This window comes from Novosphingobium decolorationis (assembly GCF_018417475.1).
Lineage (GTDB): Bacteria > Pseudomonadota > Alphaproteobacteria > Sphingomonadales > Sphingomonadaceae > Novosphingobium > Novosphingobium decolorationis.
Genome location: NZ_CP054856.1, coordinates 2026739 through 2052534, shown reverse-complemented (window position 1 = coordinate 2052534; position 25796 = coordinate 2026739). Strand labels below are relative to the sequence as shown.

25 protein-coding genes are annotated in these 25796 nt (G+C 65.6%); 17 read left to right on the top strand and 8 right to left on the bottom strand.

The window, feature by feature from the left end; genetic code table 11:
* Positions 1-172: 172 nt before the first annotated feature.
* From HT578_RS09480 to HT578_RS09450, 7 genes are all read left to right on the top strand, one after another.
* A complete protein-coding gene (locus HT578_RS09480; RefSeq protein WP_015449415.1) occupies positions 173-937 on the top strand; it encodes an IS6-like element IS6100 family transposase in 765 nt (254 codons plus the stop codon).
* Between the two features lie 66 nt (positions 938-1003).
* On the top strand, positions 1004-2284 hold the full coding sequence (locus HT578_RS09475; RefSeq protein ID WP_239026573.1) for an MFS transporter: 1281 nt from the start codon (positions 1004-1006) through the stop codon (positions 2282-2284).
* 20 nt (positions 2285-2304) lie between these two features.
* Positions 2305-3531, top strand: coding sequence for a benzoate/H(+) symporter BenE family transporter (locus HT578_RS09470; RefSeq protein ID WP_213503739.1), 1227 nt, complete (start codon positions 2305-2307; stop codon positions 3529-3531).
* A gap of 30 nt (positions 3532-3561) precedes the next feature.
* Entirely contained in the window at positions 3562-5088 is a 1527-nt protein-coding gene (locus tag HT578_RS09465) for an alginate export family protein (RefSeq protein WP_213503738.1), read from the top strand.
* Between the two features lie 160 nt (positions 5089-5248).
* Positions 5249-5848 carry a CHAP domain-containing protein gene (locus tag HT578_RS09460; protein ID WP_213503737.1) on the top strand — a complete coding sequence of 200 codons (600 nt, stop codon included), beginning with the start codon at positions 5249-5251 and terminating at the stop codon, positions 5846-5848.
* An 86-nt stretch (positions 5849-5934) separates the two neighbouring features.
* Entirely contained in the window at positions 5935-6642 is a 708-nt protein-coding gene (locus HT578_RS09455) for a ZIP family metal transporter (protein WP_213503736.1), read from the top strand.
* Positions 6643-6767: 125 nt separating this feature from the next.
* Positions 6768-7613 carry an alpha/beta fold hydrolase gene (locus HT578_RS09450; RefSeq protein WP_213503735.1) on the top strand — a complete coding sequence of 282 codons (846 nt, stop codon included), beginning with the start codon at positions 6768-6770 and terminating at the stop codon, positions 7611-7613.
* Here the strand turns inward: HT578_RS09450 and HT578_RS09445 are convergent.
* Positions 7610-8626, bottom strand: coding sequence for a nitrilase-related carbon-nitrogen hydrolase (locus HT578_RS09445; protein ID WP_213503734.1), 1017 nt, complete (start codon positions 8624-8626; stop codon positions 7610-7612). The genes HT578_RS09450 and HT578_RS09445 overlap by 4 nt on opposite strands.
* Entirely contained in the window at positions 8623-9741 is a 1119-nt protein-coding gene (locus tag HT578_RS09440; RefSeq protein ID WP_213503733.1) for an LLM class flavin-dependent oxidoreductase, read from the bottom strand. The genes HT578_RS09445 and HT578_RS09440 overlap by 4 nt, the downstream gene beginning before the upstream one ends.
* A gap of 178 nt (positions 9742-9919) precedes the next feature.
* On the opposite strand from HT578_RS09440, the gene HT578_RS09435 reads away from it, so the two are divergent.
* The 4 genes from HT578_RS09435 to HT578_RS09420 all read left to right on the top strand — a co-directional run bounded on the left by HT578_RS09435 (position 9920) and on the right by HT578_RS09420 (position 13825).
* Complete coding sequence (locus tag HT578_RS09435; RefSeq protein ID WP_213503732.1) at positions 9920-11059, top strand: class I SAM-dependent methyltransferase; 1140 nt, start codon at positions 9920-9922, stop codon at positions 11057-11059.
* Positions 11056-11376 carry a hypothetical protein gene (locus tag HT578_RS09430; protein WP_213503731.1) on the top strand — a complete coding sequence of 107 codons (321 nt, stop codon included), beginning with the start codon at positions 11056-11058 and terminating at the stop codon, positions 11374-11376. The genes HT578_RS09435 and HT578_RS09430 overlap by 4 nt, the downstream gene beginning before the upstream one ends.
* Positions 11377-11493: 117 nt before the next feature.
* Positions 11494-12846: a histidinol dehydrogenase gene (gene hisD, locus HT578_RS09425; RefSeq protein WP_239026572.1), complete on the top strand. Its 1353-nt coding sequence runs from the start codon at positions 11494-11496 to the stop codon at positions 12844-12846.
* Between the two features lie 262 nt (positions 12847-13108).
* Entirely contained in the window at positions 13109-13825 is a 717-nt protein-coding gene (locus tag HT578_RS09420) for a hypothetical protein (RefSeq protein WP_213503730.1), read from the top strand.
* A gap of 78 nt (positions 13826-13903) precedes the next feature.
* Here HT578_RS09420 and HT578_RS09415 read toward each other — a convergent pair whose 3' ends face one another.
* Together HT578_RS09415 and HT578_RS09410 are read right to left on the bottom strand one after the other, a co-directional pair.
* A complete protein-coding gene (locus tag HT578_RS09415) occupies positions 13904-15343 on the bottom strand; it encodes an aldehyde dehydrogenase family protein (RefSeq protein WP_277884200.1) in 1440 nt (479 codons plus the stop codon).
* A gap of 64 nt (positions 15344-15407) precedes the next feature.
* A complete protein-coding gene (locus HT578_RS09410) occupies positions 15408-16172 on the bottom strand; it encodes an IS6-like element IS6100 family transposase (RefSeq protein ID WP_015449415.1) in 765 nt (254 codons plus the stop codon).
* A 360-nt stretch (positions 16173-16532) separates the two neighbouring features.
* On the opposite strand from HT578_RS09410, the gene HT578_RS09405 reads away from it, so the two are divergent.
* The 3 genes from HT578_RS09405 to HT578_RS09395 are packed head-to-tail and all read left to right on the top strand — an operon-like array spanning position 16533 to position 17948.
* A complete protein-coding gene (locus tag HT578_RS09405) occupies positions 16533-17210 on the top strand; it encodes a transglycosylase SLT domain-containing protein (RefSeq protein WP_213503729.1) in 678 nt (225 codons plus the stop codon).
* 41 nt (positions 17211-17251) lie between these two features.
* The gene (locus tag HT578_RS09400) at positions 17252-17539 is read left to right on the top strand and encodes a hypothetical protein (RefSeq protein WP_213503728.1); all 288 of its coding nucleotides are present in this window, start codon (positions 17252-17254) and stop codon (positions 17537-17539) included.
* On the top strand, positions 17505-17948 hold the full coding sequence (locus tag HT578_RS09395) for a hypothetical protein (protein ID WP_213503727.1): 444 nt from the start codon (positions 17505-17507) through the stop codon (positions 17946-17948). The genes HT578_RS09400 and HT578_RS09395 overlap by 35 nt, the downstream gene beginning before the upstream one ends.
* 71 nt (positions 17949-18019) lie before the next feature.
* Here HT578_RS09395 and HT578_RS09390 read toward each other — a convergent pair whose 3' ends face one another.
* On the bottom strand, positions 18020-18304 hold the full coding sequence (locus tag HT578_RS09390) for a hypothetical protein (protein ID WP_213503726.1): 285 nt from the start codon (positions 18302-18304) through the stop codon (positions 18020-18022).
* Positions 18305-18337: 33 nt separating this feature from the next.
* Between HT578_RS09390 and istA (HT578_RS09385) the strand changes: the two genes are divergently transcribed.
* The 3 genes from istA (HT578_RS09385) to HT578_RS09375 all read left to right on the top strand — a co-directional run bounded on the left by istA (HT578_RS09385) (position 18338) and on the right by HT578_RS09375 (position 22037).
* On the top strand, positions 18338-19837 hold the full coding sequence (istA, locus tag HT578_RS09385; protein WP_184081891.1) for an IS21 family transposase: 1500 nt from the start codon (positions 18338-18340) through the stop codon (positions 19835-19837).
* A 20-nt stretch (positions 19838-19857) separates the two neighbouring features.
* The gene (gene istB / locus HT578_RS09380) at positions 19858-20673 is read left to right on the top strand and encodes an IS21-like element helper ATPase IstB (RefSeq protein WP_037556858.1); all 816 of its coding nucleotides are present in this window, start codon (positions 19858-19860) and stop codon (positions 20671-20673) included.
* A 179-nt stretch (positions 20674-20852) separates the two neighbouring features.
* On the top strand, positions 20853-22037 hold the full coding sequence (locus tag HT578_RS09375; RefSeq protein ID WP_095687544.1) for an alpha/beta fold hydrolase: 1185 nt from the start codon (positions 20853-20855) through the stop codon (positions 22035-22037).
* A gap of 88 nt (positions 22038-22125) precedes the next feature.
* Here the strand turns inward: HT578_RS09375 and HT578_RS09370 are convergent, their stop codons facing one another.
* From HT578_RS09370 to istA (HT578_RS09360), 3 genes are all read right to left on the bottom strand, one after another.
* On the bottom strand, positions 22126-23280 hold the full coding sequence (locus tag HT578_RS09370; RefSeq protein WP_130754871.1) for a serine hydrolase domain-containing protein: 1155 nt from the start codon (positions 23278-23280) through the stop codon (positions 22126-22128).
* A gap of 170 nt (positions 23281-23450) precedes the next feature.
* Complete coding sequence (istB, locus tag HT578_RS09365) at positions 23451-24218, bottom strand: IS21-like element ISSsp5 family helper ATPase IstB (protein ID WP_007686288.1); 768 nt, start codon at positions 24216-24218, stop codon at positions 23451-23453.
* On the bottom strand, positions 24215-25708 hold the full coding sequence (gene istA, locus HT578_RS09360) for an IS21 family transposase (RefSeq protein ID WP_213504232.1): 1494 nt from the start codon (positions 25706-25708) through the stop codon (positions 24215-24217). The genes istB (HT578_RS09365) and istA (HT578_RS09360) overlap by 4 nt, the downstream gene beginning before the upstream one ends.
* Between the last annotated feature and the right edge of the window lie 88 nt (positions 25709-25796).

Below are 25796 nucleotides of genomic sequence, written 5' to 3'. Positions count from 1 at the left end.
CTGCGCGGGAGGCATAGTCGTGCCGCCTGTGCAGGGCCTCGCCGCACCTGCCTTGTTTCTTTCCCGCTAGACGTCGAGACCTTCGAGCCATGACCACGACCGCCACCAGCTGGCTCTGTTGCAAAAATCGTGAAGCTTGAGCATGCTTGGCGGAGATTGGACGGACGGAACGATGACGGATTTCAAGTGGCGCCATTTCCAGGGTGATGTGATCCTGTGGGCGGTGCGCTGGTATTGTCGCTATCCGATCAGCTATCGCGACCTTGAGGAAATGCTGGCGGAACGCGGCATTTCGGTCGACCATACGACGATCTATCGCTGGGTCCAGTGCTACGCCCCGGAGATGGAGAAGCGGCTGCGCTGGTTCTGGCGGCGTGGCTTTGATCCGAGCTGGCGCCTGGATGAAACCTACGTCAAGGTGCGGGGCAAGTGGACCTACCTGTACCGGGCAGTCGACAAGCGGGGCGACACGATCGATTTCTACCTGTCGCCGACCCGCAGCGCCAAGGCAGCGAAGCGGTTCCTGGACAAGGCCCTGCGAGGCCTGAAGCACTGGGAAAAGCCTGCCACGCTCAATACCGACAAAGCGCCGAGCTATGGTGCAGCGATCACCGAATTGAAGCGCGAAGGAAAGCTGGACCGGGAGACGGCCCACCGGCAGGTGAAGTATCTCAATAACGTGATCGAGGCCGATCACGGAAAGCTCAAGATACTGATCAAGCCGGTGCGCGGTTTCAAATCGATCCCCACGGCCTATGCCACGATCAAGGGATTCGAAGTCATGCGAGCCCTGCGCAAAGGACAGGCTCGCCCCTGGTGCCTGCAGCCCGGCATCAGGGGCGAGGTGCGCCTTGTGGAGAGAGCTTTTGGCATTGGGCCCTCGGCGCTGACGGAGGCCATGGGCATGCTCAACCACCATTTCGCAGCAGCCGCCTGATCGGCGCAGAGCGACAGCCTACCTCTGACTGCCGCCAATCTTTGCAACAGAGCCATCCTGCTCGTCGTGGATGGCTACGACGTCTTCATCTACGGCGCGGTCCTGCCGCGCCTGATGGACGAATGGGGCCTCAGCCCGACCGAGGCGGGCTCGCTCGCCAGCTGGGCGCTGTTCGGCATGATGGGCGGCGCGCTCGTCTTCGGGCCGCTCGGCGACCGCATCGGGCGCAAGACCTGCATCACCTTGTGCTTCACCCTGTTCAGCGCCTCCACCTTCCTCAACGGCTTCGTGACGACCCCGCTCACCTTCGGGCTGCTGCGTTTTGCCGCCGGCCTTGGCTGCGGCGGCCTCATGCCCAACGCGGTTGCGCTCACCAACGAATATGCCCCCAAGCGCATCCGCTCCACGCTCGTCGCGCTCATGTTCAGCGGCTATGCGGTGGGCGGCATGGTCGCGGCCGGGCTCGCCATCTACCTCCTGCCCGCCTTCGGCTGGCCCTCGATGTTCTTCGCTGCCGCGGTGCCGCTCGTCTGCCTGCCGCTGATCCTGAAGGCGCTGCCTGAATCCATCGGCTTCCTCATCCGCAAGGGCGAAATCGAGACCGCCCGCGCGCACCTGCGCCAGCTGGCGCCCGAGGCCAACCTGCCCGCCGACGCCCCGCTCGAATACCACGAGGCCAAGGGCGCTTCGACCTCGGTTGGCGAACTGTTCCGCCAGGGCCGCGCGCTGGGCACCTTCGCGATGTGGCTGTCGTTCTTCTGCTGCCTCCTCATGGTCTACGGGCTCAGCTCCTGGCTGCCCAAGCTCATGGTCAGCGCGGGCTATTCGCTGGGCTCCAGCCTCTCCTTCCTCCTCGCGCTCAGCTTCGGGGGCATGTTCGGGGCGATCTCGGGCGGACGCCTTGCCGACCGCTTCGGCCTGCCGCGCGTGGTCATGGCCTACTTCGCGCTCGGCTCGGCCTGCCTCATGCTTCTGGGCCTCAACAGCCCGATGCCCGTCCTCTACCTGCTGATCTTCATCGCGGGCGCAGGCACCACCGGCACGCAGATCCTGCTCTACGCCTGCGTCGCGGAGTTCTACACCCTCTCGGTCCGCTCGACGGGCCTGGGCTGGGCGTCGGGCATGGGCCGCGTGGGCGCCATTGTCGGGCCCATGCTGGGCGGCATTCTCCTCTCCGCGCAGCTGCCGATGGGCTGGAACTTCGTCGCCTTCGCCGTGCCGGGCTTCATCTCGGTGGCCGCAACCGCGCTCTTCACCCTGAGCCTGCGCCGCCAGGCGGCGGCAACGGTGGCCGCCACCACGGCCAGCCCCGCCCCTAATACCCCCGAACGCGCGCTCACTGCCTGAGCCCGCCCAAGGAGAATTCCATGCCCCTTCGGCATCTTACCTGGCTGCCGACGATTCTCGCCGGGATCATCGCCACCACCATTTCCTACGCGGGACCGCTGGTCATCGTGTTCCAGGCCTCTGCAGGCCTGGAACAACCGCTGGTGGCCTCCTGGGTCTGGGCGATCTCGATCGGCAGCGGGGTGCTGGGCATCGTGCTCAGCCTGCGCTGGAAGGTGCCGATCGTCATCGCCTGGTCGGCGCCCGGCTCCGCTCTCCTGGTCACCATGCTGCCCCAGACCGACTTTGCGACCGCCATCGGCGCCTATATCGTCGCCAATGTCGCGGTCTTCCTGGTCGGCATCTCGGGCGCCTTCGACCAGCTTACCCGCCGCCTGCCCCCCGCGATCACTGCGGCCATGCTGGCGGGCATCCTGTTCCGTTTCGTGATCGACATGGTCGGCACCCTGCCCGAGGCCCCCCTGACGGTGGTGGCAATGATGGGCGCCTTCTTTGCCGGGCGCGTCGTCTCGCCGCGTTATGCCGTCGTGGCCGTGCTGGTGGTGGGCGTGACCCTGTGCGCGCTCACCGGTTCGCTTTCGGGCACCATTGCAACGCCCAGTCTCACCCTGCCGGTCTGGACGACGCCCCGTTTCGACCTTGCCGCAGCCGCCAACATCGCGGTGCCGCTGGCCGTGGTTGCGCTGACCGGCCAGTTCCTGCCCGGGATCGCGGTCCTGCGCACCGCCGGTTTCGAGCATCCCCCCGCGCGCCCGCTGATTTCGGCAAGCGCGATCACCTCGGTCGTGCTCGCGCCCTTCGGGTGCCACGGCCTCAACCTTGCCGCGCTCACCGCCGCGATCTGCCTGGGCGAAGAGGCGCATCCCGAAAAGGAAAAGCGCTACGTCGCCGGGGTCGCGGGCGGGGTGACCTACCTTGTCTTCGGCGCCTTCGCCTCGACCGTGCTCGCGCTCTTTGCGCTGCTGCCCGAATTCCTCATCGCCGCGCTGGCAGGCCTTGCCCTCTTCCCCGTTGTCGCCGGATCGCTGAGCGCGGCGCTGAAAGCCGAGGACGGGCGCGACGGCGCGCTCGTTACTTTCGCGGTTTCGGCCTCGGGGCTCACGCTGTTCGGTCTGGGCGCGGCGCTGTGGGGCCTCGTCTTCGGGATCGCGGTCCACCTGCTTCAGACCTTCGCCCTTCACCGCCGCCCCCCGGCACCCACCGCGCCCCGGCCTTCAAAAGACAGGACCGCGCGCCAACCCGGATAACCGGGACGAGACCTTTCGGGAGAGTTCAAGATGATCGCATTCATGGCACCGCTGGTGCTTGCCAGTGGAGCTGCGTCGGCTGCGCCCGCGCCTCAGGAGCAGGCGCAAGAGCAGGAACCACGCCAGCCCGTTCCCATCCCCGCGCCGCTGCCGATCCCGCAGGACAAGGCGTCCGCCGATACCACCCAGCTGCCGCAGGGGGCGTGGGCCCCCATCGTCACCTGGGACGGACGCGTTCTGCAGGAGCCCGACCCGGCCTTCCACCCGATCAACCACGAGGAAAACTACGCCAGTTTCCGGGACGTGCGCGATGCGAACCTGTGGACCAAACTGAAGTACATCCCCATCGCGCCCGACGTCTACGGCACGCTGGGCGGCGAACTGCGCCTGCGCGGCGAACTGCGCCCGGGCGAGCGTTTCGGAGCGGGTCCCCAGGACGATGACGGCAATTTCCAGATCCGCGCGCGCCTCTGGGGCGATGTCCATATCGGGCGGCAGGACAGCGCCTCGCTGCGCGCCTTTGTCGATATCGAGCACGCCACCACCTCCGGCCTCGAGTCCGTCGAGGCGACCATCGACGAGGGCCGCGCCGACTTCAACCAGGCTTTCCTAGAAGCGCGCGTGCCGATCGGTTCGGGCGAGATCAAGGCCCGCGTCGGGCGTCAGGAAGTGGGCCTTGGCGGCTATACCGTGTTCGACATGCGCGAGGGCGCCAACACCCGCCGCTCGCTCGACCTGGTGCGCGTGATCGGCAAGGCGGGCCGCATCGACGGGGGCTTCATGATCGGCCACCCGGTGACCGAGCGCAAGGGCTCCTTCGATGATGCCACCAACACCGACTATGACCTGTGGGGTCTCAACGCGGGCTACGGCTTTGGCAAGGGCGCGCACTCGGGCCGCGTGGAAGCGATCTACGTCGCGACCGACGCGCTGCGCGGGTTCGACAGCGTGGACCCGGCTGCGCGCGACGAACGCCGCACGCTTTCGCTGCGCCTGGCCGGGATCGACGGCCGCTGGAACTACAGCCTCGAAGGCATCCGCCAGTGGGGCACCAACGGCCCGCGCGACATCGACGCGTACTATCTGACCGCGCAGGGCTCCTACTCGTTCAAGGCGCCGTGGAAGCCGCAGCTGGGCCTGCGCTTTGACCTCGGTTCGGGCGACAAGGACCCCAACGACGGGAAGCTGGGCACCTATGGCCCGCTGTTCCCGCGCCCGCTGACCTACAACGGCGACCTTGGCCCCCACAACCTCACCATCCTCCAGCCCTCGCTCGGCCTCGCCCCCGCCCAGGGGCTGTCGCTCAATCTCTCGATGGCCGGGCTCTGGCGCACCTCGGTGCACGATGCGGTCTATTCGCTGGGCGGCGCGGTGATCCGCAGCGGCGATTCGAGCGACGCGCGCTACTTCGCGACGCGCTATTCGGTCTCGGGCCGCTATGCCCTCAATCCGTTCACCACCATCGGTTTCTACACCAATTACAGTGACCTGGCCGACGCCTTCAAACCGGGGCGCGACCTCTTCTACGGCGCGACCTACGTGACCTTCCGCTTCTGATCCCGCTCTCCCGGCGTGCGAAGAAACGCAGTTCGTCGCACGCCGGGAACCGCACGGGACGAGCCGGGCACGAAGCGCGGCAAGGCGTGGAACGCCTGTCTGGCCCCAAGATACAACATCACCTAGACGCGCCCCGGGTTCGCAAATTCAAGGGTCGTTCATGAAATTCCTGACGGGGGCACTGCGCCGCACATTCTCGCCGGCGCCGCGCAAGGCGGGTGCAAAAGTTGTCTCGGGCCGCCTCGCACAGGCCCTGTCCGCGCTGCTGGGAACCGCCCTTGCCCTGACCGCGCTTCCGGCCTCGGCCCACGTCCTGCAGTGCGTACCCTATGCCCGCGAGCAATCGGGCATTTCGATCCACGGCGATGCGCGCACCTGGTGGAAGCAGGCCGCAGACACCTACGCACGCGGCGGTGAGCCCGAAGTCGGCGCGGTCATGGCCATGGCCCCCTCGCACGACATGCCGTTGGGCCATGTCGCGGTGGTGTCCAAGGTCGTCGACACGCGCCATGTCCTTCTCAACCACGCCAACTGGTCGCGCCCGGGCATGATCGAGCGCGGGGTCCTCGCCGAAGACGTGTCGGACGCGGGCGACTGGAGCGAAGTGCGCATCTGGTTCGCCCCCATCGGCGCGCTCGGCTCGCGCCACAACCCGGTCTACGGTTTCATCTACCCCGAGGCTCCGCACGCCGAAGCCGCCCCGGCGCTCGAACTTGCCAGCGCCGACACGGCGACCAGGGTGGGCACCGCCACGATGTAATTCGCGCAAGAGCCCTTGCCATCTTGCCCATGAGGATGCGGCACAAGGCTCTTGCATTTACCATGTGACAACATCACATGGCGGCGATGTCCGGTTCCCCTACACTCTCGCTCCTCCTCGTTGGCCTGGCGACGGCGTTCGCCACGTATGCGGGCGGAGTGATTACCCTGCGCCTCGTGCGAAAAAGCACGCTGATCTTCGGCGTGACCAGCGGTTTCGTGCTGGGGCTGGCCCTCTTCGACCTCCTGCCCGAGGCGCTTCACGGCCAGACCGGGCCGGGCGCGACGGCCAGTGTCCTTGTCATGGCGCTGATCGGCCTTGGCGCAGGCCTGCTGCTGCATCACCTGCCCGAAACCGCGGCCCCCAAGGGAAGCGCGGGGCGCATCGCACTCCTCGCGCACAGCCTGCTCGACGGGGTAGGGATCGGCCTTGCCTTCCAGATCTCGCCGACGACAGGCTGGATCGTGGCCGCCGCCGTGCTCACGCACGATCTCGCCGACGGGGCCAACATGGCGGGTCTCAGCCTGGCCCATGGCCATGCGCACACCGCGCCGCGCTGGCTGCTTGCCAACTCGCTCGCCCCGCTTCTGGGCATTGGGCTGGGCCAGCTCCTGCCGATGGGCGAGGCGCATTTCGCGCTGCTCCTCGCGCTGTTTGCGGGCAGCTTCCTCTATATCGGCCTGTTCGAGCTGTGGCCGCGCAGCGCGGCGGGCGAAGGCCGGCTCAGGACGGCCGTGGCCAGCGGCGCGGGGCTGGCCTTCATGGGCACCGTGATCACGCTCGCGCACGGCTGACGCAGACACTCGCGTCTTCTCCTGACGGCCATTTGCCTGCTCGCGCCTGTCCTGACTGCATGCGCCGCGCTACCCCGAACCTAGCCCGGTACACCCGGGACCAGACCGGCTAGGAGAACCTGCACATGTCCTCGAATTCCCCCGCTTCGCCCGTGCGCCGTGGCTTCGTCGACGTGCCGTTCGGCCAGGTCCATTACCGCGAAGTGCAAGGCACGGGCCGCCCGCTCGTCCTCCTTCACGCCTCGCCGGGAAGTTCGCGCCAGCTGGTGCCCCTGATCGAGCAGCTGGCGAGCGGGCGCCGCGTAATCGCGCCGGACACCGCCGGGTTCGGAGACAGCTCGCCCCACCCGCTGGCGGCTCCCGATGCGCGCGATTTCGCCGCGACCACGCTGGCCGCGCTCGACGCGCTGGGGCTGGAGGAGTTCGACCTCTATGGCTCGCACACCGGGGCGTGCATCGCCGCCGAGATCGCCATCGCCCAGCCCGGGCGCGTCGCCCATCTCGTGCTGGACGGAGTGGGCCTGTTCGAAGGCGCGTTCCTCGAAAGCCTGATGGCCAACTACGCGCCCGCCTTCACGCCCGATCTGGACGGCGCGTACTTGTCGCGCGCGTTCCAGTTCCTGCGCGACCAGTGCAGCTTCTGGCCCTGGTACAACCGCACGCGCGAAGGGCGCCGCGAGGCCGGGATCATGCCCGCGCCCGCGCTCCACGCCTGGCTGCTGGAACTGCTGAAGGCGAACGAGACCTACCCGCTGGGCTACCACGCCGCCTTCACCTGGCCCGTGCGCGAGCGTCTGCCGATGGTGCCCGTGCCCACGCTGATGATGGCGGCCAGCGACGATCCGCTTGCCGCCAACACCGCCGAGCTGGCCCCCACCCTCTCCGGCGCACGCTATGAAAGCCTGCCTGCCGCCTCCGACCCCGCCTTTGCCGCAAGGCGCAAGGCGGTGGTCGAAAGCTTCCTTGGCTAGGACGTCGGCTCGGGCGCGGGGGCGTGGTCGCGGCCCAGCGCCTGCAACCGCTCGCGCACCTGCGTTTCGACCGCGATCATCGCCGCAAAGCCTGCAGGCGGCGCATCGCCAAAGGCGTTGGAAGGCCAGAGCGTGAGCGCGCTGCGGTCCTCCTCGATCTGGGGCAGCATTCCGGCAAGAAGGTTGCCCGCCGGTTGGCTGCGCGCACGGCGCAAGGCCTCGATGTCGATGGTCGAGAGGTGGAATTCCTCGCTCACGGCCGCGCCGATGGGACGTCCTTCATAATCCCAGGCCTGCGAGGCCAGCTCCCCTTGCGCAATGTTTGCCATGCCAAAGTAGACTGCGTTCTCGAAGGCGCGCACCGGACGGCAGAGCTCTGCGCCCGGACGGTTGAGGTAGTCGATCCCCTGCATCGCGGCGACCGGATTGAGGATCACTTCTGCACCTTTCAGCGCCATGGCGCGGATCGGTTCGGGCCAGTGCGGCTCGGCCCCGATGGTGACGCCCAGCCCGCCAATCGGCGTGTCGAGGACGGGGAGGAACGCCGCGTGCCCGAAGGTCTCGACGAAACGGTCGTAGACGTCGACCGGGCTGGTGCGCAGCGAGAGCGAGTAGTTCTTGCGGTAGGCCAGATCAATCTCGCCCTCGGGCGTCAGCACCGCAACCGAGAAGAAGTAGCGGCCCGGAAAGGCCGCGTGCTTCTCGGCAATCTGCACGGCGGCATAGACGCCTGCCTTGCGCGCGGCCTCGCCCAGCCGCTCCATTTCCGGTCCCGGAAAGGTGACCGCCGCGCCCAGCCAGGCCTCGGGGCCAAGCGGGGTGTAGCCGGTCATCGCGAACTGGGGAAAGACGACCAGGCGCGCGCCGTGCTCGCCCGCCGCGCGCGCAATGGCGTCGCAGGCGATGGCGATGTTGGCGTCGAGCGCGCCGTCGAGCGGCATGCCGTCCGCGCCAAAGACACTGCCCGTCGCCGGACGGCACAGCGCCATGATGTAGGGAGCGATGCCGCTCATGCCAGCGCCGCCTTGGCCGCGGCCATCTGTGCCTTCAATTCGGGTACGAGTTCGCGCCCGATGAGCGCAGCGTCGGTGTCCTGTTCGGGGCTGCGCAGAAGGAAGCGGGTAATGCCAAGGCGGCGGTATTCCATCAGGCTGTCGGCGACCTGCTGCGGCGTTCCGACCAGAACCGAATTGTTGCCGCGCCCCTTGAAGGCCTTGTTGAGCCCGGTCCACAGGCAGCGGTCGAGGCGGTCCCCCTCCTTGGACTGCGCCAGCATGCGCTGGAAGGCGCCCGCGGCGGCCTTGTCCTCGTCCTTGTCGTGCTTGCCCATGACGATGCCGCGCTCACCGCCCGCGATGCGCTCGGTCACCTGCTGCTCCAGCTTCATCGCACGCTCCCAGGCCGCATCCTCGGTCTCGCCCAGGAGGATCACCATGGTCATCAGCACCTTGATGTCGCGCCCGTGCCGCGCGGCCGCGGCATGCGCCTTGCGCGCCAGCTCGCCCGCCCCCTCAAAGGTGTCCCCCCCTTGCGCGTAGACGTCGGCGACCTTGCCGCACAGGTCGAGCGCCAGGTCCGAGGTGCCTCCCCAGTAGACCGGCATGGCCCCGCCGTGCGGGCGCACCATCGCAAAGGCGTCACGGTATGTGTAGAACTCGCCGTCAAAGTCGAACGGCTGCTCGCTCGACCAGACGCGGCGCATGACTTCCACGTATTCGGCGGCGATGCGGTAGCGCTCTTCCTTGGTGTTGAAGGCGCCGTCGGCCTGGACTTCGCGGTCATCGGCCCCGGCGATGACGTGGACCGCCGCGCGGCCCTCGCTCAGGCGGTCGAGCGTTGCGAGATGGCGCGCGGCATAAGTGGGCTGCACCGGCCCCGGGCGATGCGCCATCATGAAGCCAAGTTTGGAGGTCACGCCCGAGAGGTGCGCGCCGATGGCAAAGCTCTCGGGCATGACCGCAGCGTTGGCGATCAGCACCCGGTCATATCCCGCCGCTTCCTGCTCCAGCGCGGCCTTGCGGATATAGGCGGGATCGAAATCGCGCCCTAGCGGTCCACTCGCCACCGATCCGGGACGGTGGTTGACGATGCCGACGATCTCCAGATCGTCCTGAATATCCGCGTACATGGCTGCTCCCTGGCAATGGCTGAGTGCCCTTGCTGCCAGAGAGCTATCGAAACTCCAGTCGAATTATTCGACCTGATATACGAAAAATGCATAAGCGAGATGCGCATAGGATGTTCATGTCGCGAACAGCGCACGCCCCCACATTGCAGAGGGCGACCTCCTGCGCGAGACTTCCTTCATGGCCCAGAACGACACCTTCACGGCGCGCGACTTCGCGTTCACGCCCAACCACGACGAGACCGCCCGGCAGAATTTCATCGGCGGCTTCAAGAAGTTCATCAATTTCGATGTCGAGGCCGCGCTCGACCGGCGCTTCGATGCAACCCTGGCCCCGGCCTACGAGGCCGCCCACGGCGCCCCTCCCGCCACCCGCAAGGACGCGGTCGCCGCGGTTGAGAACGACCCGCTGTTCCAGACCTGGTCCGCGCTCACCTTCCACAGCCAGAACCTGATGTGGGACGCGGTGCAGGACACGACCGACCGCATCATCGAGGACCGCATCGAAACCTACCGGCAGCTGCGCGATGCGCGCCCGGCCGGCGGCAGCGTGAGCTTGCGCGACGAGCTGGTTGTTCGCGCCCCGGTCAGCACCACCGAGATCCACCGCCAGCCCGGCGGCTACTGGCGCGAACGCCGCGCCGACGACATCGAACAGGGCCTCAACTACACCGGCACGGTCGAACTCTACCGCAGCGCCAAGGGCATGTCCGCGCGCGGCTCGCTGGAGAAGGACACGCTGGGCCAGTTCGTGGCCGAAGTTGCCCAGCGCCGCGCGCCGGACCTCGTGCCCGCCCGCGTCCTCGACATGGGCTGCGGCACGGGCGAGCAGACCCACGCCTACAAGAAGGTCTGGCCCCAGGCCGAAGTCATGGGGCTGGAGTGCGCCCGCCCGCTGGTGCGCTTTGCCCATGGCACGGCCGAGGCGAACGGGCTTGCCATCGACTTTCGCGAGGCCAACGCGGCGGACACCGGCCTTCCCGACGAGAGCGTCGACTTCATCACCTCGATCATCATGTTCCACGAGACGACCGCGGCACAGACGCAGGAGATCCTCAAGGAATGTTGGCGCCTCCTGAAGCCGGGCGGCCTCGTCCTGCATCTCGACGTGCCCTACCACGCGCACCGCATCCCGCTCATCAAGCAGGCCACCAACGACTGGCAGGTGCGCCACAACGGCGAGCCCTTCTGGACCGGCTTCGTCGAGCTCGACATGATGGCCGAACTGGCCCGCGCCGGGTTCGATCCCGACCACGCCTTTGCCGACTACGAAAGCGCCGGCGCGGCCACCTATTTCTTCTTCGGAGGGCGCAAGCCATGACCACCCCGGCAGATACCCCGGCACAGGATGCATTTCCCGCAGGCCCCAAGCCCGGCGACCGCACCGTCACCTTTCTTGAGAACCCCATCGTCGACCAGATGCTGCGTTCGATGGTGACGCTGACGATGGAACTCTCGGTCACGCGCGAACGCATGCGCGCGATGGAACAGGTGCTGGACGCGCAGGGCCTTGCCCTCGCCAGCGGGATCGAGAGCCTGACGCTCTCACCCGAGGAGGACGATGCCCGCCGCGCGATGCGCGAGAAGCTCATCGCGGACGTGCTTGGCCCGATCATCGAGCGGCTGGAGAAGGCCTGAGCCTTCTCCCCCTTCCATGCCGCGAACGGTCCATCTTTTCGCGATATGGACATCTGCGCCACGCAGCGTTCCCGCACGGCCCGGTCCGCGCCAAGTCGGCCTCATCCATGACGACACATGACGAAGGGTAGAGTGAAGATGGCGCAGTATCTGAAGCGCGGCGCAAGCGCCGAGACGCGGGCCGATGCCGACCGCAAGGTCCGCGATATCGTCGAAGCCGCGCTGGCCGACATCGAACAGCGCGGCGATGCCGCCGTGCGCGACATGTCGATCCGCTTCGATGGCTGGGACCGCGAGGACTATCGCCTGACCGACGCCGAAATCGAGGCCTGCGTCGACAGCCTGACCCCGCAGGAGCGCAAGGACATCGAGTTCGCGCAGACGCAGGTGCGCAACTTCGCGCAGGTCCAGCGCGCCTCGATGAAGGACGTCGAGGTCGAGACGCTTCCCGGCGTTGTCCTCGGGCACAAGAACATCCCGCTCAACTCGGCCGGGTGCTACGTGCCGGGCGGCAAGTACCCGCTGCTGGCCGGCGCGCACATGTCGGTGATCACCGCCAAGGTTGCGGGCGTGAAGCGCGTCGTCACCTGCGCCCCGCCGTTCCAGGGCCGCCCGGCCCGCGCCATCGTCGCCGCACAGGCGCTCGCCGGGGCCGACGTGATCTACGCGCTGGGCGGCATCCAGGCGGTGGGCGCCATGGCCATCGGCACGGCCTCGATCGATCCGGTCGATATCCTGGTCGGCCCGGGCAACGCCTTCGTCGCCGAAGCCAAGCGCCAGCTGTTCGGACGTGTCGGCATCGACCTTTTCGCAGGTCCCACCGAGACGCTGATCATCGCCGATGAGGTGGGCTGCGATCCCGAGATCGCCGCGACCGACATCCTCGGCCAGGTCGAGCATGGCCCCGACAGCCCGGGCGTCCTCCTGACCAATTCGGAAAAGTTCGCGCGCGAGACGATGGCCGAGATCGAGCGCCTCCTGCAGATCCTCCCCACCGCCGAGCATGCCCGCAAGGCCTGGGAGACCTTCGGCGAGGTCATCGTGGCCGACAGCACCGAGGAAATGGTCGCAATCGCCGACGAGATCGCCTCCGAGCACGTCCAGGTGATGACCGCCGATCCCCACTACTTCCTCGACAACATGACCAACTACGGCGCGCTGTTCCTGGGCAGCCGCACCAACGTCAGCTTCGGCGACAAGGTCATCGGCACCAACCATACCCTCCCCACCAGGAAGGCCGCGCGCTACACCGGTGGCCTGTGGGTCGGCAAGTTCCTGAAGACCTGCACCTACCAGCGCATCGAGACCGACGAGGCCTCCGCGCTGATCGGCGACTACTGCTCGCGCCTGTGCGCGCTCGAAGGCTTTGCCGGGCACGGCGAACAGGCCAACATCCGCGTGCGCCGCTTCGGTGGGCGCGAGGTGCCCTACGCCGGCCAGACCGAACCGACGAGCGAAACGGCGGCCTGAGAGACGGTCAACCAAGACTTCAAGAAATAACAAGGCAATCAGAGAACGAGAATCCGAGGGCCATCGCCCTCGGGCTCCCCGAACTGTCGACCTCACCTTTCTCACGCCATCCTGGATCGAGAAAGGTGAGGTCGCCGATTTTGGGGTCAAGGGGCGATGGCCCCTTGGAAATCGGCTTCCTGCATGCCTCCCTTCCTTCGCCGCGCGAACATCGGCGCGCTGCAGAATTGATCGCCATGCCCTTGCGCGATCTGTTGCGCACATGCCCTTCACACGCATCACCGGCTCGTACGTCACCCATCCCCTCGATGCGCCCGAGCGCACGGCGGACTGGGAGGACTTCATCCTCACCTGCAACCCGGACGGGTCGCGCACGGCGATGACGCTCTCGCGTTTTCCGGGCAATTCCATCGTGCGCCAGGTCATGCAGACAGTGGAGGCCGACTTCACCCCGCGCGACGGTTTTGCGCGCCTCTATGCGGATGGGCGCTATGCGGGATCAGTGGTGCGCCAGGTGACCGGCGGCGAAGTCACCTCTGTCGTCCTCGGCCCCGACGGCGCGCCCATCGACGTCTCCGCCTTCCCTTTCGAGGCCGCGCGCGAGGTGCTGGGCTACCACCCGACCGCGGCGGAAGGCTGGAAGCTGATGAAGCTCGACCGCAGCGTACCCGGCGTCCAGACCATCGAGCTGCTCACCACCTCGCTCACCTGGAACGGGGGCACGATGGGCCATGGCCGCAAGGTCGAGATGCCGGTCGAGTACCTGGGCGAGGAGGACATGCACGTGCCCGCGGGCACCTTCGCGTGCCACCGCTTCCTGTGGCGCACGGGCGACATCGACGGCGACCTCGACATCTGGGTCACGCGCAAGGATGCGCTCATGGTGCGCATGAACGGCTATGCCAAAGGCCACGCCTATGTGCTGGCGCGCTGTGAGGAAACGGTCTTTCCCGACACCAACGAGTTCGGCGACTACTGAGCCACCCGAACGAAAAGGGCCGCGCCCGCACCTTCGACACGGCGCGGGCGCGGCCCTTTTTCTTGCGTCTCTTGCGGATCAGGCGCCGAGACGGCGGATCGGCGTATCCTCCAGCGGGATCGAGGTGGTCTTGGCCTCTGTAAAGAAGTCCGCGCAGTGGCGCGCGCCGTCGCGGCCGATGCCCGATTCCTTGTAGCCGCCGAACGGCGCGCGCAATTCGCGCATCATCGGCGTGTTGACCCAGATCGTGCCCGCGCGGATGCGCGCGCTGCAGGCCATGGCCGTCGCCAGATCGCGCGTCCAGACATAGGAGACAAGGCCGAAGTCGGAAGCGTTGGCCATCGCGATCGCCTCGTCGAGGTCGGAATAGGTGAGGAACGTCGCAAAGGGCCCGAAGATCTCCTCCTGGCAGATCCGCGCCGCATTGCTGGGCGCGCGCGCGACGATGGGCTCCATGAACCAGCCTTGTGTACGGCCTTCGGGAGCGGTGCCGCCGTGCAGGATCTCGGCCCCGTCCTCGCGCGCCACTTCCAGGTAGTGCTGCACGTGCGCGCGGTGCGCCTCGAAGGCGAGCGGGCCCATCTCGGTCGCCGGATCGCACGGATCGCCGATGCGGATGGCCTTGGCGCGCGCGACGAAGGCGGCGATGAATTCCTCGGCGATGGATTCGTGGACAAGGATGCGCGAGCCGCCCAGGCACTGCTGGCCGTTGCTGGCGTAGATGGCGAGCAGCGTGCCGTCGAGCGCGCGTTCCAGGTCCGCATCGGGCGCGACGATGGCCGCCGACTTGCCGCCCAGTTCCATCGTCACCGGGGTCAGCCGCTCGCCCGCCGCCGCCATGATCCGGCGCCCCGTGGTGGTTCCGCCGGTAAAGCCGATCATGTCGATGTCCGGGTGGGTGGTGAGCGCTTCCCCGGTCACGCTACCCCGGCCGTTGACGACATTGACCACGCCCTTGGGAAGGCCCGCCTCGTGCATCAGCTCGACCATGCGCAGGGTCGACTGGGGGGTGTATTCGGACGGCTTCAGAACGCAGGTGTTGCCAAAGGCGATGCAGGTCGCAAGGCGCATCGAGCCCAGCGCCAGCGGCGCGTTCCACGGCGCGATGAGCGCGGCAACGCCCTTGGCTTCTCGGGTGGTGTAAGTGAGGTACTTCTCGTTCTGCTGGAAGGTCTCGCCCGCCATCATGCTGGCGACCTCGGCAAAGCGCTTGAAATTCTCGGCGGCGCGGTCGATCAGCGGGCGCACGCCCGAGATCGGGAGGCCCGAAGTGCGCGCTTCCAGCTCGGCAAGCTCATCGCCGTGCGCGCGCAGCTTGGCATCGATGGCCTGGAGCACATTGCTGCGCGCCTCGCTACCAAGCGCGCTCCACGGCCCGAACGCCGCGCGCGCGGCCTTGACCGCCGCATCGACTTCAGCCGCATCGGCCTCGCGCAGCGCGCTCGCCTGCTGGCCACTGGTCGGATCGAAGACGGGAAGCTCGAAGCCGTCCCCGGCCGGAAGGAAGGCGCCGTCAATGAAGCTGGTGGGCTCTGTTGCAAAGATTGGCGGCAGTCAGAGGTAGGCTGTCGCTCTGCGCCGATCAGGCGGCTGCTGCGAAATGGTGGTTGAGCATGCCCATGGCCTCCGTCAGCGCCGAGGGCCCAATGCCAAAAGCTCTCTCCACAAGGCGCACCTCGCCCCTGATGCCGGGCTGCAGGCACCAGGGGCGAGCCTGTCCTTTGCGCAGGGCTCGCATGACTTCGAATCCCTTGATCGTGGCATAGGCCGTGGGGATCGATTTGAAACCGCGCACCGGCTTGATCAGTATCTTGAGCTTTCCGTGATCGGCCTCGATCACGTTATTGAGATACTTCACCTGCCGGTGGGCCGTCTCCCGGTCCAGCTTTCCTTCGCGCTTCAATTCGGTGATCGCTGCACCATAGCTCGGCGCTTTGTCGGTATTGAGCGTGGCAGGCTTTTCCCAGTGCTTCAGGCCTCGCAGGGCCTTGTCCAGGAACCGCTTCGCTGCCTTGGCGCTGCGGGTCGGCGACAGGTAGAAATCGATCGTGTCGCCCCGCTTGTCGACTGCCCGGTACAGGTAGGTCCACTTGCCCCGCACCTTGACGTAGGTTTCATCCAGGCGCCAGCTCGGATCAAAGCCACGCCGCCAGAACCAGCGCAGCCGCTTCTCCATCTCCGGGGCGTAGCACTGGACCCAGCGATAGATCGTCGTATGGTCGACCGAAATGCCGCGTTCCGCCAGCATTTCCTCAAGGTCGCGATAGCTGATCGGATAGCGACAATACCAGCGCACCGCCCACAGGATCACATCACCCTGGAAATGGCGCCACTTGAAATCCGTCATCGTTCCGTCCGTCCAATCTCCGCCAAGCATGCTCAAGCTTCACGATTTTTGCAACAGAGCCCGCGGGGGATCGCGTGGCGGTGGAAGCTCGGGCGGCACTGGCGGCGGCGAGTTCGGCTCGTATGGATCAACAACCTCGCCGATCGGCTCCTATTCGTCCGGTAGTTCGGGCTCGTTCGGTGGTGGTGGCTCTGACGGCGGCGCGCTCGATGGCGACGGCGGCCCTTCGGAAGCGATCGGCGCGGACCCCGGCGGGTTTGGCGGCGACGCGATCTCGGGAAGTCAGCGGGGTAGCAACCCCTCAACTCGTGTGGACGCCAGCAATGAAGTTTCCGAGTTTGTGAATCGGGGGAATAATCCATGATGCCAGCGGATATCCCGCCCGCGATCCATGAAAAGGTCGTCTGCTCGATCGGCGCGGCGGCCAAGTATGGCGTGCCTGCCAACATCATCCTTGCCGTCGCTCAAAAGGAAGGCGGCAAGCCGGGGCAATGGGTCCGCAACACCAACGCGACCTATGATATCGGCTCGATGCAGTTCAACACCGCCTATATTCGCACGCTCGCGCGCTACGGGATCGGGACGGCGGACGTGGCGCAACCGGGCTGCTATTCCTACGATCTGGCGGCGTGGCGGCTGCGCGGACACATCAAAAACGATCGCGGCGATATCTGGACGCGGGTGGCGAATTACCACTCGCGAACGCCGATCCACAACGCCCCTTATCGGGCGGCGATCATGGTCTATGCACACCAATGGGGTAGCTGGCTGTCGTCGCGCTTCCATACCTATGACACTCTGACCGTGACGCCTCAGACGATCGCGACGGTGAATAATGCGCCGGTCACAACCGCCCCTGTCATCGCTGCGAGGCCGACTCCCCAAGCCTCGCCTGTTCGGGTGGCGGCCGTAGCGAAGCGCGCTCCTCGGGCCTCTCCGAAGGCCGGGAGCATGAACCCCTATTCGTCGCCGATCCGGGTGGTTTCCTACAATCCCTCCGGATACGTCCCGCGCTCGATCGCGGCCGTGGAGGAATGACGGTGGGCGGCTCTTGGCCCCCGCACGCAACGGAAGGTGACGTGCCACTGATCCTCGACGCTCACGATATCAATCGGGCGGTCTTGGAAATGCTCTCGACGGGTGGATTCAAGGATACGCCGGCACTGCGGCGCTGGGCGCGAACGCCGGGAGCTAATGCGGTCCTGCGCTATTTTCTGATCGCGCGAACGATGCCGCTTCCAACCGAATATTTCCAAATCGATCTGGAAGCGGCGTCGGCTGAAATAGCCGCGCAAGACATGCTTGCGGCGGCAATAGAGGCGAATTTCGGTGATGCTGCTCGCGTCCTGCCTGATCCTTGGCGATAGTCACGCGGACGGCACGGCCGCTGCGGTGCGGGCTGCGCTCGGCAACCGCTGCACGGTCGTAGCGAGGGCCGGGATCGGCTCGGCCGCGATCCTCGATCGGACGCCTGCGGGTTCCTATGGTAGCGCCGTGATCTCGGCCGGCGCGAATGATGCCGGCAATCCGCACCTCGCCGACAATCTCAACGCGATCCGGGGCAAGCTCCAGGTCGGCAAGGTCGTTTGGCTTTTGCCCTATGATCGCCGCGCCACGGCCGCGATCGAAAACGTCGCTAAACGGTGGGGCGATCTCGTGATTGATCTGGCGTGGGCTCGCGCGCGCCGCGATGGAATCCACTGTCAGTCCTATAGCTGGGTGGCGCGCTCGATCGCGCGTGCCGGCTATGCAGGATCGGTTCGTGTGGCCTTTTGAACCGAATTGCCGTCGCGATCGGCGCGGGCGGCAGAAGGGGGCGGGTTGCCCCGCCCCCCTGTTAGCTTCGATTAGGGCGTGACGGTCAAAGCAGCGCCCGTGTTGAGATTGGCGTTGTAGTTGCAGCCGCTTCCGAAGTTCACCGAGTTGAAAAAGAACGACGTTGCAGCGTTGCCGTTCTTCATGATCGTGAACGGCACGTCAGACGAGGTAGAGCAGGAAAGCCCGCCTCCCGAAATGGTGAGGCCGTGGAAAACGCCCGTGGTGGCCGAAGTGACGGCTGTGCATGGCGGTGACAAACCAGGCCAATGGAGCGCCGGCGTTTTGCTGAGCGCGGCGGTGTAAAAACCGGCCATTGGATAAGGTTGCTCTTTTTGGAGCGGCCAGGGATGTTTGCCGTGGAGGTCTACGCAGCGGTTCGCCGTTTTGTGTTTGTGGAAGGGAACAGTCAGCGTGAGGCGGCGAAGGTCTTTGGCCTGAGCCGTGATACGATTGCCAAGATGTGCCGGTTCTCGCTGCCGCCGGGCTACACGCGCACGAAGCCGGTGGCGAAGCCGAAGCTGGGGCCGTTGCTGCCGGTGATTGACCGGATCCTGGCGGAGGACCGGATAGCGCCGGTGAAGCAGCGGCACACGGCCAAGCGGATATTCGAGCGTTTGCGCGACGAGCATGGCTATGGCGGTGGCTACACGGTGGTGAAGGATTACGTTCGGCAGTGCCGAGCGCGCAGCCGCGAGACGTTCGTACCGCTGGCGCATCCACCGGGCCACGCGCAGGTGGATTTTGGCGAGGCGGTGGGGGTGATCGGCGGCGTCCGGCAGAAGGTGCATTTCTTCTGCATGGACCTGCCTCAGTCGGATGCCTGCTTCGTGAAGGCCTATCCGGCGGAGACGACCGAGGCTTTCCTCGACGGGCACGTTTCGGCATGTGCGTTCTTCGGCGCCGTGCCGTGCTCGATCCTGTACGACAACACGAAGATCGCGGTCGCGAAGATCTGCGGTGACGGCAAGCGCGAGCGCACCCAGGCCTTCACCGGACTGGTCAGCCACTACCTGTTCACCGATCGCTTCGGGCGCCCCGGCAAGGGCAATGACAAGGGAAAGGTCGAAGGGCTGGTCAAGCACGCGCGGACACACTTCATGGTGCCGATCCCGCAGGCGGCGAGCTACGACGACTTTAACGCGGAATTGGAACGCCGCTGCCGCGCTCGGCAGGAAGAGCGGGCCGGACGGCACAGCCAGACGATCGGCGAGCGGCTCGTGGCCGACCTGGCTGCGATGCGTCCCTTGCCGTCAGGGACGTTCGAGCCGTGCGAGACGCGGATCGCCCGCGTATCGTCGACAGCATTGGTGCGCTACCGGACCAACGACTACTCGGTTCCGACCCGCTACGGCTTCCAGGACGTGGTGGTGAAGGGCTTCGTCGATCAGGTCGTCATCCTGTGCGGCAGCGAGGAGATCGCCCGTCACCCGCGCTGCTATGGCGAGGCCATGTTCGTGGCGAACCCGCTCCATTATCTGGCGCTGATCGAGACCAAGCCAGGAGCACTCGACCAAGCTGCCGCGTTGCAGGGCTGGGACTTGCCCGAGGTGTTCCAGCATCTGCGTCACCTCCTGGAGGCGCGGATGGGCAACAAGGGCAAACGCGAGTTCATCCAGGTGCTGCGTCTTCTGGAGGCCATCCCGATGGAGGTGGTCACCTTGGCGATAAACGAGGCGATCCATATCGGCGCGATCGGCTTCGATGCGGTCAAGCAGATCGCGCTGGCGCGCATCGAGCGCAGACCCGCCCGGCTCGATCTGGCCTCCTATCCGCACCTACCCAAGATGGAGGTAAAGACGACCCGCGCCGCCGACTATGCCACGCTCCTGCCGGAACTGGCAGCATGAGCAGGGCAACGGACGACAAGATGCCGGCCGGCACCACGGCAGGCACGCCTCAGGTTCTGCTGACGCATCACCTCAAGCAGCTCAAGCTGCCGACGGTACTGCGCGAGTATGAGAAGCTGGCCCGGGAATGCGCGCGTGATGGCGTCGATCATACCCGCTACCTGCTGCGCCTCATCGAACTGGAGCTGATCGACCGGGAACGCCGCACGGTCGAGCGCCGGATCCGTGCCGCCCGGTTCCCGGCGGTGAAGAGCCTCGATACCTTCGACTTCACGGCCATCCCCAGCCTCAACAAGATGCTCGTCCTGGAGCTGGCGCGTTGCGAATACATCCTGCGGCGGGAAAACATCATCGCGCTGGGTAACAGCGGCACCGGCAAGACCCACGTCGCGCTCGCGCTGGGCCTGGCGGCCTGCCAGAAGGGCTTCACCGTCGCGTTCACCACCGCCGCGGCGCTGGTGAACCAGTTGATGGAAGCCCGCGACGAAAAGCGGTTGCTCAAGATGCAGCGCGACCTTGCCGCCGTGAAGCTGCTGATCGTTGACGAACTGGGCTACGTTCCGCTCTCGCCCACGGGCGCGGAACTGTTGTTCGAAACCTTCTCGCAGCGTTACGAGCGGGGATCGACGATCGTCACCTCCAACCTGCCGTTCGAGGACTGGACCCAAGTTCTGGGGTCCGAGCGGCTCACCGGAGCGCTGCTCGACCGGCTCACCCACCACGTCAGCATCCTCACCATGAACGGCGACAGCTACCGCCTCAAGCAGTCCGCCCACCGCCGCCGCGCTGCCGGGGCGGAGCAAAACCAGGCCACTCCCGCCCACGCCACCGACTGACCCGCCGCAAAACGGCAAATATGCAAAGGGCCCCGATCGGGGCCCTTTGCATATCATCCGCGCTCATCTTCAATGGCCTGCTTTTACTCCGCCATCATGGCCTGGAATCCGACCGCCGTTGACACCTTGACTGGAGTACGGTAATACGCAATTATAGTTGGATAACTAAGGATATGGCCATGGAGAGAGGATTGCCGACAAAGGCGCTATGGGATCGCCTTCCCGAAATCGTTCGCTTCCGCGATCAACCGGGGATGACGGAGACCTACAGTTTTGCGGGCGCCGAGGGCACGACCGAGCTGGAAGGCCAGCTGTTCCGGCAGAGAGCGCGGCCATCTAAGGCGGTCTATTTGTTCATGCACCCCACAGCCACGGTCCAGCTGCTCCCAATGCCTGAGGCGCTTGCCGATGCGGGGTTGCACGTACTTTGCGCGTCGAGTCGCTACCCGAGAAACGATAGTGCGCTGATTATGGAAAAGGTCGCCTACGACATGGGCCAGTGGGTGCGCCACGCGCGCGAGTCGCTGGGTTATGAAAAGGTGATCCTGGTGGGATGGTCGGGCGGCGGCTCGCTATCGCTGTTTTATGCGGCCCAGTCTGAACATCCGACAATCACCCACACGCCCGCCGGCGACCTTTATGACCTGACAGCAGCGCGGCTGCAGCGGGTTGACGGAATAGTCCTCATCGCCGCCCACCTCAGCCGGGCGGAAGTGCTGACCGAATGGCTTGACCCCTCCGTCATCGACGAATTCGACCCGGACACGCGCGATCTCGAATTCGATATCTATAGTCCGGACTGCCCGAACAAACCACCATTCACCGCTGACTTCATCGCCGCCTTCCGCGAGAGGCAGCGGGCCCGCAATCGCAGAATTACCGCCTGGGCCGAGGAAATGCTTGCCACGCTCCGTCGTCGCAACGACGGCGAAACCGAACGCGCCTTCGTCACGCACCGCACGATGTGCGACGTGCGCTGGATTGATCCGACGATCGACCCCAATGGACGCGCGCCGGGGGCATCCTATCTTGGCAATCCACGCACGGTGAACGTGGGACCCGCTGGTTTGGCGCGATTCTCAACCCTGCGCTCGTGGCTGTCGCAATGGTCCTACGACCTATCCAACTCCAAGGCTGCCGTTAACGCGACAAAGATCCATCGGACCCCTGTGCTGCAGATCGAGAATGAAGCGGACGACGCGGTTCCCGCGAGCCATAATCCGATCATTCACAACGCGCTCACCGTTGCGAACAAGGAATTTGTGAGCATCAAGGGCGCGACCCATTTCTACCAGGGCCAGCCCGAACATGTCAGCGCTTGTATCGACGGGATCATCGACTGGAGCCACCGCAACGATTTGTGATCTGGCCGCCGCGATCGACGCGGCGCCTCCGCATTTTCGCTGCGGCGCGGCCGGCTTACGCCGGCCGGTCGCGGATTCCTTGCGGGGATCAGTTGTAGACGGCGTCCCGGATGTCGGACACGAACTTCCCCGACATACCCTCAAAGGCCGTGTTGGTCATGGCCACGACCGTCAGCGCGTTTGCACGATCGATGAACCAGCTATTGCCGTATCCGCCGGTCCAGTGAAGCGTTCCGGGAGACTGCGGCGACGGGACGGCGTGCGGATCTGCAAGCACTGCCCAGCCGAAGCCGAAGCCCCAACCCGGCCCCCAGGCCGCAGCCTGAGGTCCGAGCTGATCGGTCGCCATCATCTCGACTGTTTCAGGCTTCAGGATCGGACCACCCCCGAGCCGGATGGTTTCCAGAAAGTGCAGGACGTCGCCCGCAGTCCCCACCATCCCACCCCCGCCTGACGGATAGGAGTTTGGATCCAGGATACGGCTCGGCGCGAACGTTAGCGACCCGTTGAAGGCATCCAGAGGCACTACCATGCCGTCCGTGATGCGGACGGGAACGGATTCGCTGTTGAAGTAATTCGTCGCGAGCCGCTCAACATCCGCAACGGCAAAGCCGGTATCGACGATACCCAGCGGATCCGTGACCAGTTTGCGCACAGCATCGCGTAGCGAACCACCGGTAACGCTCTCAACCACCCCTCCCATCACATCCATGCCAAGGGAATAGCGAAAACCCGACCCCGGTGCGGCGGTAAGCGGGGCGGCAGCCAGGCGCCGAAGATTCTCGGATAGCGACAATCCCGGTTGATCCAACCCGTCGGAGACGTCGAGGCGACGATAATGGCCATCGCTCCCTTCCTGAAACGGATAGCCGAGCCCCGATGTGTGCGTGAGCAGATGGCGGATCGAGATGACCGGAACCGATCCATCGGACAGGCGCGGCTGAAAGTCGGGCAGGAAGCGCGTCACTGGATCGTCCAGCCTCACAACACCATCCTCGATCAGGCGCATCACGGCGGCGGTGACAAAGGGTTTGGTCACCGATGCAAATCGGAAAATGCTATCCGTTTGCATCGGCTTTTGCGATTCACGGTCTGCAAATCCCGCCGCGCGGCGATAGGCGATCTTGCCGCCCCGGGCGACGATCACGACCGTTCCCACCAAACGATTGTCGGCGAGAGCATTGTCTATCGCGCGATCCAGGCGATCGGACACATCCGCGCCTTTAAAGGCTGATGAACTCATAAGTTCAAACTCTCCCGATACTCTCGCAGACCGGACGCGGCCCGCACTGTCAACGGCGGAGCAAAAGTCGGCCATTCGGCGGCGTAAAACCAGGCCATCGTGTTACATGCCGGGGGGAGTGGCGTGAGGGCGTAGCCCGAGGGCCACTCCCCCCGGCATTGGTGTAATTTTCAGGGTCTGGTTTTGGCCTTGCGGGCCCGGCTGTGCGCGAGGCGATAGCTTTCGCCGTTCATCTCGAGGATGCTGACGTGATGGGTCAGGCGATCGAGGAGCGCGCCTGTGAGACGCTCAGATCCGAAGGTTTCGGTCCATTCGTCGAAGGGCAGGTTGCTGGTGATGAAGGTGGAGCCGCGTTCGTAACGCTGGGAGATCAGCTCGAACAACAGTTCGGCGCCGGTCTTGGAGAGCGGCACAAAGCCCAGTTCGTCGATGATGAGCAGCTTGTATCCGGCCATCTGCTTCTGGAAGCGCAGAAGACGGCGCTCGTCGCGGGCCTCCATCATTTCGCTGACCAGCGCTGCCGCGGTGGTGAAGCCCACCGACAGTCCTTTCTGGCATGCTGCCAGTCCGAGCCCCAACGCTACGTGCGTCTTTCCGGTGCCTGATGGCCCCAGAGCGATGGCGTTCTCACGCCGCTCGATCCACTCGCAGCGCGCCATCTCGAGCACCTGCATCTTGTTGAGCCTGGGGATGGCGGCGAAGTCGAAGCTGTCGAGGCTTTTGACGGCGGGGAAGCGCGCGGCCTTGATGCGCCGCTCGACCATGCGACGCTCCCTGTCGATCATTTCCATCTCGACGAGGCGGGCGAGGAAGCGGATATGATCGACGCCTTCAGCGGCACATTGCCGCGCGAGCTTGTGATGCTCACGCAGGCACGTAGGCAGCTTGAGCGCCTTGAGATGGTGAGCGAGAAGGATCTCCGGGGCCTGATCGCTCATGCGGCCTCCTGCCGGTCGGAGAGCAGGCTCAGATAGGCTCTGGCAAAGGTCTTCTCGACCGTGGTGCGTGGCAGGAAGGGATAGACGTCCAGGTCCAGCCTGGGCGGTACGCGTTCGATCCGGCACAGGACGAGGTGCTTGACGGCATCGAAGCCGATGGCGCCAAGATCGATGGCCTGTTCGACCGCCGCCTGGAGATCGGCGAGGGTGAACGTTTCCAGCAGGCGCAGTACCTGCACATATTCGCGCTTGCCATGTTTGTGCATGCGCCCTTCCATCAACCGCTGCAGTGTCGTGAACGCTTCGGGCAGGTCCCAGCCCTGCAAAGGCGCAGCCTGGTCGAATGCGTTGATCTTCTGCTCGATCAGCGGGAGATAATGGAGCGGGTCGAAGACAACCTCCTCGCGGGCATAGCAACGAGGATGACGGGCGATGACTTCGCTGCGGCAGCCGATCACCACCTCATCGACATAGGCCCTGATCCAGACCTCCTGATGGCCCCAGGCCACCGGAACCGAATAATCGTTGGTCCTGTAGCGCACCAGGGATTGCGAGGAGACCCGCCCGCCTTTCTGATCGCAGGCCTCGAAGGGTGTAGCGGGCAGAGGCTGCATGGCCGCGAGATCGCGTTCCAAGCGCTCACCGATCGTCTCGCTCTGCCCGCGCACCTTGTCCTGCTGGCGCTTGCGGCATTGCTCCTCCAGCCACAGGTTGAACGCCTCCCAGGTCGGGAACTTCGGGATCGGCACCATGAAGTTGCGCCGGCAATAGCCTACCAGCCCCTCCACATTGCCTTTCTCGTTCCCCTTGCCCGGGCGAGCATAGCGGTCGCGGATCACGTAATGTGACAGGAAAGCGCTGAACAGCGTGGCACGCTGCCGCGTGCCGTCGGGCAGGATCTTCGCCACAAGGCAGCGATCGTTGTCATAGACGATCGAGCGCGGTACCGCGCCGAAAAACGCGAAGGCATGCACGTGTCCGTCCACCCAGGCCTCCGCCACCGCCGCCGGATAGGCCCGCACATAGCAGGCATCACTGTGCGGCAGATCGAGCGCGAAGAAGTAGGCCTTCTGCTCCACCCCGCCGATCTCCACCAGCGCTTCCCCGAAATCGGCCTGCGCATCTCCCGCAGGGTGCGCCAGCGGCACGAACATCTCCCGGCTGCGCTGTTCGCGCTCCCGGATGTAATCCTTGATGATCGTATAGCCGCCGGTGAAACCATGCTCGGTGCGCAAACGGTCGAATACCCGCTTCGCCGTATGGCGTTGCTTGCGCGGGACACTGCGGTCACCCTCAAGCCATCCATCAATGATCGCCACAAACCCGTCCAGCTTCGGGCGCTGCGGTACGGACTGGCGCCGGTAACCCGGCGGCGATGAAAACGACAGCATCTTGCGTACCGTTTCGCGCGACACATTGAAACGCTTCGCCGCCGCCCGTTGGCTCATGCCATCCGCGCAAGCCAGACGGACCTGAAGATAAAGTTCCACGCTGTAGATCCCCACACCTCCCTGACTCGGCAGAAAGGCTTCAAGGTGGACGACTTTTACGCCGCCCGCAGCAGGACTATCCCGCCGC